The 11294-nt window shown below is 55.9% G+C and carries 8 protein-coding genes and 1 pseudogene; 7 read left to right on the plus strand and 2 right to left on the minus strand.

Annotation, left to right across the window (positions count from 1 at the left end; all coding sequences use genetic code 11):
• Positions 1–59: 59 nt before the first annotated feature.
• The 4 genes and pseudogenes from HW273_RS03605 to HW273_RS03620 all read left to right on the plus strand — a co-directional run bounded on the left by HW273_RS03605 (position 60) and on the right by HW273_RS03620 (position 4662).
• Entirely contained in the window at positions 60–902 is an 843-nt protein-coding gene (locus HW273_RS03605) for an undecaprenyl-diphosphate phosphatase (protein WP_179010478.1), read from the plus strand.
• Between the two features lie 206 nt (positions 903–1108).
• Positions 1109–1849, plus strand: a pseudogene (locus tag HW273_RS03610) (N-acetylmuramoyl-L-alanine amidase family protein); the annotation flags it as partial.
• A gap of 111 nt (positions 1850–1960) precedes the next feature.
• Positions 1961–2761 (plus strand): carbohydrate-binding protein, encoded by an 801-nt coding sequence (locus HW273_RS03615; RefSeq protein ID WP_243206737.1) that lies wholly within the window; start codon positions 1961–1963, stop codon positions 2759–2761.
• Positions 2762–2763: 2 nt separating this feature from the next.
• Positions 2764–4662 (plus strand): heparinase II/III domain-containing protein, encoded by a 1899-nt coding sequence (locus tag HW273_RS03620; RefSeq protein ID WP_179010480.1) that lies wholly within the window; start codon positions 2764–2766, stop codon positions 4660–4662.
• Positions 4663–4716: 54 nt separating this feature from the next.
• Here the strand turns inward: HW273_RS03620 and HW273_RS03625 are convergent, their stop codons facing one another.
• Positions 4717–6024: a response regulator gene (locus HW273_RS03625; RefSeq protein WP_179010481.1), complete on the minus strand. Its 1308-nt coding sequence runs from the start codon at positions 6022–6024 to the stop codon at positions 4717–4719.
• Positions 6025–6062: 38 nt separating this feature from the next.
• Positions 6063–7823 (minus strand): sensor histidine kinase, encoded by a 1761-nt coding sequence (locus HW273_RS03630; protein ID WP_179010482.1) that lies wholly within the window; start codon positions 7821–7823, stop codon positions 6063–6065.
• Between the two features lie 198 nt (positions 7824–8021).
• Here HW273_RS03630 and HW273_RS03635 point away from each other — a divergent pair, with 198 nt between their 5' ends.
• From HW273_RS03635 to HW273_RS03645, 3 genes are all read left to right on the plus strand, one after another.
• Positions 8022–9353 (plus strand): ABC transporter substrate-binding protein, encoded by a 1332-nt coding sequence (locus tag HW273_RS03635; RefSeq protein ID WP_179010483.1) that lies wholly within the window; start codon positions 8022–8024, stop codon positions 9351–9353.
• Positions 9354–9451: 98 nt separating this feature from the next.
• The gene (locus tag HW273_RS03640; protein ID WP_179010484.1) at positions 9452–10354 is read left to right on the plus strand and encodes a carbohydrate ABC transporter permease; all 903 of its coding nucleotides are present in this window, start codon (positions 9452–9454) and stop codon (positions 10352–10354) included.
• A 14-nt stretch (positions 10355–10368) separates the two neighbouring features.
• On the plus strand, positions 10369–11205 hold the full coding sequence (locus HW273_RS03645) for a carbohydrate ABC transporter permease (RefSeq protein ID WP_179010485.1): 837 nt from the start codon (positions 10369–10371) through the stop codon (positions 11203–11205).
• The last annotated feature ends 89 nt before the right edge of the window (positions 11206–11294 follow it).

Below are 11294 nucleotides of genomic sequence, written 5' to 3' on the forward strand. Positions count from 1 at the left end.
GCTGCTTCAGAGGGCAGGAGGCTCGTCCTGCCGGATAACTTTTTTATAGAAGGAAAAATATGAACATTATTGAGATTCTGAAAGTAATCATCTTGGGAATGGTAGAGGGCTTCACCGAGTGGCTGCCGATTTCCTCGACCGGACACATGATCCTCGTGAATGAGATCATTCATCTGCATCAGCCGGAGGATTTCGTCTCGGTTTTTCTGGTGGTGATTCAGCTGGGAGCGATCCTCGCGGTGCTGTTCCGCTTCTTCCATCAGCTCTGGCCCCTTGCGCGCTCTCGGAGGAGCGGCAGGGTCGGTCTGCTCCCGTCGAAGATGCAGCTCTGGATCAAGATCATCGCTGCCTGCGTTCCGGCGGCAGTGCTGGGGCTGCTCTTCGACGACATCCTCGATAAATATCTCTATAACGGCTTCGTCGTGGCGCTGATGCTGATTCTCTACGGCATCTTCTTCCTCGTGCTGGAGCGGCAGAATGAAACGAAGGAATTCACGGTGGAGAGCCTTCATGAGCTGGATCTCCGAACTGCCTTTCTGATCGGTCTGTTCCAGTGCCTCGCGCTGATCCCGGGCACCTCCCGCTCCGGCGCGACCATACTCGGCGCGATGCTGCTGGGCGTAGCGCGGATTCCGGCGGCGGAGTTTTCCTTCTTCCTGAGCGTGCCGGTGATGTTCGGCGCGAGTCTTCTGAAGCTGGTGAAGCACGGTCTGCTCTTTTCCGGAAGCCAATGGCTGTATCTGCTGCTTGCCTGCCTCGTAGCATTTCTGGTGAGCCTCTACTGCATTAACTTCCTGATGCGCTATATCCGGAATCATTCCTTTGCGATCTTCGGCTATTACCGAATCGTGCTGGGCATCCTCGTGCTGCTCTGGTTTCTGGTTTCCCGACTGACGGGATGAGTGCTGTCGTAAGAATTCCTTAAGAGCGGCGTAAGCGAATGTCCGTTGCACTGCGCCGGGAATTGCGCTAGACTTTTCATAGCATCGGATGCCGCGGTATCCGGGACGGGCTTTTAAGGGAAGAGGATAAAATGAGAAAATGGACGATGGCGGTGCTTGCCGCCGCTTTTTCCGTATCGATGGCGTTTCAGAGCCTCGCCGCGACAGAGATCGGGCTGAATTTGGATTGGAAATATGCTTCGAATGCGAAGATCAATACCGGCAAGGCGGTGCTGTATACGACGGACAGCGCTGCGCCGAAGGGGATTACCATCGCTGTCAATGCCGGACACGGCACGAAGGGCGGCGCTTCGGTGAAGACGCTCTGCCATCCGGACGGCAGCGCGAAGCTGACCGGCGGAACGACGAAGGCGGGCGCGACCAGCGCCGTGGCGGTTTCCTCCGGGATGACCTTTCCGGACGGGAAGACCGAGGCGGAGGTCAATCTGGAGCTGGCGCATATTTTCGGGCAGCAGCTCCTTGCGGAGGGCTATGATGTGCTGATGCTCCGTACGGGAGAGGACGTGCAGCTCGACAATGTGGCGCGAACCGTCATTTCCAACAACAAGGCAGACTGCCATATCGCGATTCACTTCGACTCGACCGAAAAGGATAAGGGAGCCTTCTATATGTCGGTGCCGGAGGGGCTGAAGAGCATGGAGCCGGTCGCCTCCACCTGGAAGAAGCACGAAAGGCTCGGGGAAAGTCTCGTGGAGGGGCTTCGCGAGCAGAATGTGAAGATCTTTTCCGGCGGCTCCATGGATATGGATTTGACTCAGACCGCCTATTCCACGATTCCCTCGGTGGACATCGAGCTCGGAGACAAGGCGACGGAGCACGGCAGGGCGAGGCTTGAGAAGTTCGCGGAGGGGCTGACTGCTGGCGTGAATCGCTACTACGGCTTCTGATCCCAGCGCCGGATGTAAAAAAAGAATAACGAATCCGAAAAAAAGTCTATGTTCCCATCACATAGCATCCGCTATAATTGGCGGAAGCAAACGACGGGAGGATAGGCTTTTATGCTGCGGGTCAGGATCTATAATACATGGGACAATGTCGCAAAGCAGAGCGCGGAGGGGGAGAGGGAGCTTACCCTTTGCTACACAGGGGAGTATCGGAGGAATGATGTGATCGAATTCTCCGGGCTGGAACGGGCTCGTTTCTACCGGATCACAGTGGACAATGCGGTCGGGGAGGCGCTGGTCTATGTGAGGACGGACTGTATTCGCTATCCGGTGCCCTTCTATGAAGAGCGGGAGAGCTATGACCCGCGTGCATTCAGCGGGAGTCGTCATTATATTCGAATTTGCCTTGCCGAGCGCTGGGAGACAGGGGGAATGCGGAATTTGGCGAGAAATCCCTTTGACAGGCATGAAGTCGAGGGGGTGTATCCCCATGCTTCGGCAAATGTCGAGACCCGCGGCGAAGCGGTGTTTGCGGCAAGAAATGCGATTGACGGGATCGTTGCGGTACAGGGACACGGAGAGTGGCCCTACAGCTCGTGGGGGATCAACCGGAGAGCGGATGCGGAGATTCGGATTGACTTTGGGAGAGCGGTGGATATCCGGGAGGCTCGGCTGTATACGCGGGCGGATTTTCCGCATGATAACTGGTGGACTGCCGCCTGTCTCTGCTTTTCCGATGGGACAGAGGAAGCGCTCAGGATGGAGAAGTCCCTCGGAGCACCGCACATCTTTTCGGGGCTGGACAGACGGCGCGTGAAATGGGTTTTGCTCCGGGGGCTCAGGCAGTCTTCAGAGCCGAGTCCGTTTCCGGCACTGACGCAGATTGAATTGATCGGAGAGGAAAGCGAGGGCTGAGTATGCCATATCGAAGAGAGCACTGTACATTGGCAGAGGATATGCTTTCCGGTGAAATCGTGCCGCGCGCGCTTTCCTTCCCGGACATCGGAGAGAGACGCTTCTGGGACGGGATTACGCCGGAATACCGTGCGGCGCAGATCCGCACGGGGGAGGAAGCGGCGGCAGAGCCGTGGGCGCAGCTTCTCGCGAGCGACTATCTGTGCTTTTCAGAGAGCGGGGAGCGGGAGGGCTTTGAACGGAAATACTTCTCCAGGCGGCAGAAGCTCACGACACTGGTGCTGTCGGAGTGCATGGAAAACAGAGGGCGCTTCCTGTCCCCGATTCTGGACGGACTTTATCTGCTCCTCGAGGAGACCGGCTGGTGCCTTCCGGCGCATAATTCCTATGTCCGGGACGAGAAGCAGTACCCATTACAGGATGCGGCACACCCGGTCATCGATCTCTTCGCAGCGGAGACGGCGGCGATCATAGGAGTCGCCGAGCAGCTGCTCCGACCGAGGCTCCGGGAGATCAGCCCTTTCATTTCAGAGCTGGTTTCCCAGCGTATCCGGGAGCGGATCCTGCATCCCTACCGAAGCTATCACTTCTGGTGGATGGGAGATGGGAAGAGTCCGATGCTGAACTGGACGCCGTGGATTACGCAGAATGTGCTGCTTGCATTGTTTACGCGGGAGCGGTTGGAGGCGGGAGAGGCAGAGCTTCGGCAGGCAGCGCTGTCTCTCGATTTTTTTCTGGACGAGTACGGGGATGACGGCTGCTGCAGTGAGGGTGCGGAGTATTACGGTCATGCCGGCCTCTGCCTCTATGGCGCGCTGCGGCTCCTGTGCCGGATTCTGGGAGATGCGTCTATGCCTGTGTTTCACAGCCCTTTGCTCTACCAGATCGGAAATTATATCCGGAATGTCTATGTCGGCTCCGGCAGATATTTCAATTTCGCAGACTGCTCTCCCCATGCAGGCTCTCGGACTGCGCGGGATTTCCTCTTCGCGCGGGCGACAGGCAATGAGGGCTATGCCCGTTTTGCTGCGGAGGACTATCGGAGAAGCGGCTTCGAGCCATCGGGAGAGGATAGAAACGGCAGGCTTCTCTGTAATGAGGAAAACCTCTACTATCATCTCCTGCAGCTCTCCTCAGAGAGAGAAATGCTCGAATATGCGCCTGAATCGGCAGAGCCTCCGGCAGATTGCTTTTATGAGAGCGTTGGGCTCTTCCTCACACGGGATGCACGCTATACGCTTGCGGTGAAGGCGGGGAATAATGCAGATGCGCACAATCATAATGACTGCGGCTCAGTCACGCTCTATCGGGACGGGAAGCCTCTCCTGATCGATATCGGCGTAGAGACCTATACGCGGAAGACCTTCTCGGCGGAGCGTTATCAGATTTGGACAATGCAGTCGAAATATCATAATCTGCCGAGCTTCTATCTGCGGGAAGAGGATGCCGGTATTTCCGCACCGGAGGAAAGAGAAATTCAGCAAAGAGCTGGTGCGGAATTCGCCGCGCGGGAGGTAGAATGGCAGCTCGGAGATGCAGAAAGCCGGATTGCTATGGAGCTTGCGGGCGCCTATGGCAGTTCTTTGGTACAGAGCTACCGGCGCAGTGTTTCCTTTCGAAAGGGAGAGGGGATTTGCCTGCGGGATCACTACAGAGGCAGCGCGGAATGCCGCCTCACCCTGATGTTCTGTACGGAGCCGGAGCTTCTACCCGGCGCGAAGGAGGATGCATGGGAGATACAGGTCGGAGACGCGGCATTCATCTGTCAGGGCGTGTCGCGAATCGAGAAGGAGCGTCTCCCAATCCGGGATGCGCGCCTGCGGCGGGAATGGAAGCAGGACTGCTGGAGACTCCTTCTCACGATGCGGGGTGAGGGGATCGAGCTATGGTTTCCGGAGTGAATATCGAAATCTGGCGCAGCGGTCAAGCTTGTCATTCTGCATTATCATCCGATGTCAAGGGGGATCCGACCCCTCGGACTTCTGCTGGATATACTCTCTCGGACTGTGTCCGTCCACCTTCTTGAAGACCTTGCTGAAGTAATAGGCGGACTCGAAGCCCAGCGCGTCCGCGACCTCGTAGATCTTCATATCCCCGGAGAGCAGCATCTGCTTCGCCCGCTCGATCTTCTTTGTATAGACGTATTCCGAGAAGCCGATCTCGGTATTCTTCTTGAAGATGACGGAGAGGTAGGCGGGCGAAAGACCGAAGCTCTCGGCGATTTCATTCAGCAGCAGCTTCCCGCTCAGATTCTCGTCGATATAATGCTGGATTTCCGCGATCAGTCGATCCTTTCCGGAACGGCGGTTGGCGCCGACGATATGGCTGAAGCGGCGGATCGGAGCGCTTTCGTTCGTCTGCTCCTCCGCAGTCTTCGCCTCCTGAAAGGATTCGGAAATCTGCAGCGGATCATTTACGACGGTGCCGATGCCGAAGCGGAGCGAGGCATTGAAGTAGCTGCGGATCATTTCCCGCGCATTTTCGAGGGCCTCGTCTATTGCCGCAGTTCGATCCGCGACGGCGCTCCCCTCCTCGAAGTAGAAGAGAAGCGTGAAGTGACGCAGGTCATAGGGAAAGAGGAGGAATTCCGTTCTGCGGCGGATGATCTCCTCTGCCATGGTGCAGCAGGTGGTACAGAGCTGTCGGAGCCGGTCATTTGTCTGACTTTCCTCCTGTGAGACAGAGATCGGTGGGAGGATCTCGCAATACACTGTGAGATAGCGGTCATGGAAGCGCTCGAAGCCAAGCTCTGACGCCTCCTGCAGGAGCTGTTCCCGCTCCCGGAGCTCTCCGCGGAGGAGCCGGGACAGGAAGCGTCTTTTGAGCTCTGCGATAGAGTCCTGCGGAGAGGCTGCATCCGGGAAGAATTGTTTTTTATGCTCGCGCAGAATCCTCACAGCACGCTCCAGCGCCCTCCTGAGATTTTCCGTACTGAGCTCGATTTTTACGATATAATCCGCCGCACGGTTTGCCAGTGCAGTGCGTGCGAGCGCGAAGTCCTCATAGGCGGTCAGGATGATAAAGACCGGCAGCTCGCCGAAGCGCTTCCGGCATTCCTCCTGCAGCTCTAGCCCGCTCATCAGGGGCATCTTGATATCTGCAAAGACGATGTCCGGGCGCTGCTCTGTAATGAAACGGAGCGCGTCCTTTCCGTTTGAAGCGCTTCCGGAGACGGTAACCTCCGAAGCGAAGTCTCTTTGCAGCATGGAACGAAGTCCGATCTGGACGAGCGGCTCGTCGTCAACGATGAAAACATTGTACATAGGGGCACCTCCGAAAAGCATACAGCTGAGAAAGCAAATCAGTCGTTTTCTGCATTTGTGTCGAGAAAGCGCAGCGGCAGAAGGAAGCAGACCTCTGTGAAGCTGCCGGGAGCGCTTCGGATGGAGAGCCCGTAGGGTTCACCGAAGGCATAGAGGATACGTTGGCGGACATTAGACACCCCGATATGACGGAAGAAGTCATTTTCTTCTTCTCCGGTTCCGAGCAGCGCTCTCCGGATCTGCTCCTCGCGCATCCCGATGCCGTCGTCATAGACCGAGATCCGAAGTTTGTCTGCATCCTCGGGCGCACGGCAGACGTGGATGCGGATTTTTCCGGCTCCGCCTTTTGGTTCTATGCCATGAAAGATCGCGTTTTCGAGGATCGGCTGCAGGGAGAAACGATGAATGCCGGCAAGAAGCAGACACTCCTCGTCGATCTGGTATTCCAGCTCTATATTTCCACCGTATCGATATTTCATAATAGTGAAATAATCGTCAACCAAATGAAACTCCTCCCGGAGAGCGATGATTTCCCTCTGCTCCTTGGCGATATTTTTCAGGAGGCGGGAGAGTGCGGTAGAGATCTCCGCGATGCCCTCGGCGCCCTGAATGCTCGCCATCCATTTGACAGTATTCAGCGTATTGTACAGGAAATGCGGGTTGATCTGGGACTGGAGAATACGGTATTCCAGCTCCTTTTTTGCCTTTTCATCCTGAATACGGGTGTTGAGGAGAGTTTGTATATTTTCGGAGAGTGCATTGATCCCCCTCCCTATGCTGCCCAGTTCATTATCCCATTCGATCTCCGGATCCTGCGAGAAATCGCCGCCGCCTGTCTTTTCGATCCGTGCGAGCAGCCGTTCGACCGGTGCGTTGATCTCTCTTCGGAGCAGGGCGGAGAGCAGGCTGCCGAGCAGGAGGACAGCCGCGGAGAAGAGCAGGGCGAGGCCGTAGAAGTAGTGCTGGCGGGGCCTGAGCTCTGTCCGAGAGGGGACGAGGGAGAGCGCCCAGCCCTCCGTATGGAGACGGAGGGAGAGCGCCTCTATGGGGGGCACGGCACAAAGCAGCGTACCATCGCGGTAAAGGTAGGATTGTCCTTCTCCGATCGAGACATAGAGACCGGCATCCGCAGGGAGGGAGAAGCTCCGCATCCTGCGGAGAATCAGCTCCGGCGTCAGCTCCAGATACATCCAGCCGAGGATGCGGGAGGAATTGCTGCTTCGGATCGGACGGATAAGGGGGATGATCTGCTGCACGCCGGCGAAGTCCAGCGGATTTGCTTGCAGACCCTGATAAAGGATACGCTCCGCCGAATAGAGCGGCTTAAAAAACGGCGCCGCCATGAGCCTCTGCGCATTGAAATTGCTGGGCTGTCCGTTGCTGGACATGATCTGAAGGAAGCTTTTTCCGTCGGAAACGGAGACGACGGCACGGTTCAGACTGCTTCGCACCCCGCTGCTGAGAAACTGGTTGTTAAGCCGGTTCCAGCTGCTGAGCGCCTGCGTCCGGCGGGCAGCGAGGCTGGATGTCGGATCGGTAACGGTTCTCAGGTAGTTGCGGATGGACGGATCGATTTGGATGAAGTCAGCGAGGAGCTCCACCCGCTGCAGATCCGCATCCAGCTCGCCTCCGAGGATCTGCAGATTGATGATGGAGGACTGCTGCTGGGATTCCTGCAGATAGCGCTGGGAAAACGCGAAAGTAAGGAAAGCGGCAGCGAGTGCGAGCAGAGCGGAGAAGCCGAGCGAGAGCAGGAGGATCCTTGCGCGCAGGGAATGGAAACGGAAGTATCTTTTCATAGGCTCTTCTGAAGGACTGATTTCAAATAAATTGACAGCTTTATTCAAAAATATGACAAAATCCGTCGAAACAAACAAAAAATGATGAGATTTGAGAAAAAAACCGCATTTTTCTACAAGCAAAGGGATTATAAAATAGAGGCAGGCAATAAGTCAAGGAGACCGGCAGCTCTTGCTGCCGGATAAAAGGAGGAAGGTATGAAGAAAAAAGCAATTGGTGCTGCAGTTGTGATGAGTCTGCTTGCCGCGAATCTCTCCGGCTGCAGCAGCAGCGCGCCGGCAGGAGACAGCGGGACGAAGGCGAGCGAAGCGGCATCCGGAAGCGGGCAGACAGAGGGAGGCGCGAAGACGATCAAATGGGCACTCTGGGACATTTCCAGCACCGTTTACTATCAGCCGTTGATCGATGCCTTTGAAGCGGCGCATCCGGATGTAAAGGTGGAGATGGTGGATCTCGGCTCCACAGACTACAGTACGGTGCTGGGCACTCAGCTTTCCGGCTCCGGTTCTGACTTCGATGTGGTCACCATTAAGGATATGCCGGGTTATATGACGCTCGTGAACAAGGGCGTGTTGGAGCCGCTGGATGAGCGGATCGCGGCGGATCAGGTGGATACCGCCCTCTACGGCGGTGTGACGGATCAGGTGAAGATCGAGGGCAAGCTCTATGAGCTGCCGTTCCGTTCTGACGTATGGGTGATCTACTATAATAAGGATATCTTCGACAAGGCGGGGGTTGCCTACCCGACAAACGATATAAGCTGGGAGGAGTATGACCGTATCGCCCGTTCGCTGACAGATACGACGCCGGGGCAGGAGGTCTACGGCGCACATTATCATACGTGGAGATCTACGGTACAGCTCGACGGGATTCTTGACGGGAAGCATTCCATCGTGGACGGCGATTACGGCTTTACGAAGCCCTACTATGAGATGGTGCTCGGAGAGCAGAGAGACGGTGTATGCATGGACTATGCGACATTGAAGACGCAGGGACTGCATTACTCGGATGCGTTCGCACAGGGGAATATCGGCATGATGAATATGGGCTCGTGGTTCATTGCGACCCTGATCAACAAGATCAAGAGCGGAGAGTACACGAGCTGTCAGAACTGGGGAATCGTGAAGTACCCGCATGCAGAGGGCGTGGAGCCGGGATCAACGCTTGCCACCATTACCTCATTGGCAATCCCTGTGAGTGCACCGAACAAGGATGCGGCATGGGACTTCGTGAGGTTTGTCAGCGGTGAGGAGGGTGCGCAGGTGATGGCATCCACCGGCAACATTCCGGCGATGAGAAATGAGAAGATCGTGGAAATGATCGCCGGTATGGAGGGCTTCCCGCAGGACGAAGATTCGAAGACGGCGCTGGTAACCAGCCATACCTACCTCGAGATGCCGGCGAATGACAAGTCCTCGGAGATCGAGACGGTGCTCAATGAGCAGCATGATCTGATTATGACGGAGTCTGCGACGGTGGATGATGCAATACAGGCGATGAATGACGGCGTGCAGGCGGTACTGCACTGACGCTGATTTGAAACAGAAGGTGGGAGGGCGGAAGTATCGCTGCTCTCCCATTGCCGAAGAAGGGATGCGTACAGGAAGACATACAGAGGGGAGAGAATATGGAGAGCAACAATCAAAGGAGGGAAAGAAGGCGGGCGCTTGTGGCGTATTCCTTCATCGCACCGAACTTTATCGGCTTCGCGGTATTCACGCTGGGGCCGATCATTCTGGCCTTTGTCATGGCGTTTACGAGCTGGGACGGCAGCAACGCGATGCGCTTCGTCGGGCTCCGGAATTTCGCAGATATTTTCTCGAATCCGCGTTTCCTTGCTTCTCTGAAAAATACGATACTTTACAGCATTTTCACCGTGCCGCTGACGCTGCTGCTCGCGCTGGGACTCGCGATCCTGCTGAACCAGCCGATCAAGGGGAGAAATTTCTTCCGCACAGTGACCTTCTTCCCCTATGTGGCATCCCTTGTGGCGGTTTCCGCTGTCTGGAATATGCTTTTCACCCCGGCGAACGGTGGGATCATCAATCAGCTGCTGATCCGCGTGCTGCATACCGCACCCTTGAAGTGGGCGGCATCTCCGAAAACCGTGCTGCTGACGATCGTCCTTTTTTCAATCTGGAAAAATATGGGCTATTACATGGTGATCTATCTTGCCGGACTACAGGGCATCAACGGAGAGCTCTATGAGGCGGCAAGCCTGGACGGAGCGGGCGCCTTCAAGAAGTTTCTCTATGTGACGGTGCCGCAGCTTCGCCCGACAACCTTCTTTGTGACAATCATGCTGACGATCAACTGCTTCAAGGTCTATGACATCGTCTATATGCTCGCGGGCGGCTCGAACGGCGTTGTGAATCAGAGCGCGATGGTGCTGGTATACTATATCTATGAGGAGGCCTTCCGGAACTGGAAGCTGGGAACCGCTTCGGCGGCGGCGATCGTTCTGTTCGGTATCGTTCTTGCGATCACGCTGATTCAGTTCCGCGGCGAGAAGAATTATGCAAATGACTGAGGAAGGGAGAGAAGATGAAACGTAAAAGCCAAAACAGACTGCTCGGCAGGATCTTACTTTACCTGATCCTCTGCATCTTTGCCTTTCTGATGCTGATTCCCTTTGTATGGATGCTCTCTGCCTCCCTGAAATTCAATAAGGATATCTTCGTGATCCCCTATGCGTGGATCAGCCGTTCTCCGCGCTGGAGGAATTACCTCGATATCTGGACCAAGATCCCGCTCCTCACCTTCACGAAGAATACCGTGAAGCTGACGCTGATTGTCACAGTGCTTCAGATTCTGAGCTCCAGCTTCGCGGCGTATGCCTTCGCGAAGCTGCGCTTCCGCGGCAGAAACTTCCTCTTCCTCGCCTATGTCGCGACGATTGCCGTACCGTGGCAGGTCTACATGGTTCCGCAGTTCATGTTCATGCGCTCGCTCGGGCTGGCGGATACGCACCTTGCCATCATTATCCTGCAGGCATTCTCGGCCTTCGGCGTCTTCATGATGCGGCAGTTCTATGAGGGCATTCCGGATTCGCTCTGCGAGGCGGCGCGGATCGACGGAATGAGCGAGTATGGGATCTATGCGCGCATCATGCTGCCGCTTTCGAAGCCGGCGCTCTCGACGTTGGTGATCTTTACCTTTGTAAACACATGGAACGACTTCCTTGGCCCGTTGATTTATCTGACAAGCGAATCCAAAAAGACGCTGCAGATCGGACTTAAAATGTTCATTTCCCAGTATTCCGCGGAGTATGGGCTGATCATGGCGGCCTCGGTGCTTTCACTGATTCCGGTACTGGCGGTATTTTTGGCATTGCAGAAATACTTCGTGGCGGGTATCGCCTCCTCCGGCGTGAAGGGATAAGAAGGCAGAAGTCAAGACGTATAGGGGCATCCGTTTTGTGAATGAACGAAATATACGCGGAATAAAAGAGAGAAAGGGACAGGGGGACA

The organism is Oribacterium sp. oral taxon 102 (assembly GCF_013394775.1).
Lineage (GTDB): Bacteria > Bacillota > Clostridia > Lachnospirales > Lachnospiraceae > Oribacterium.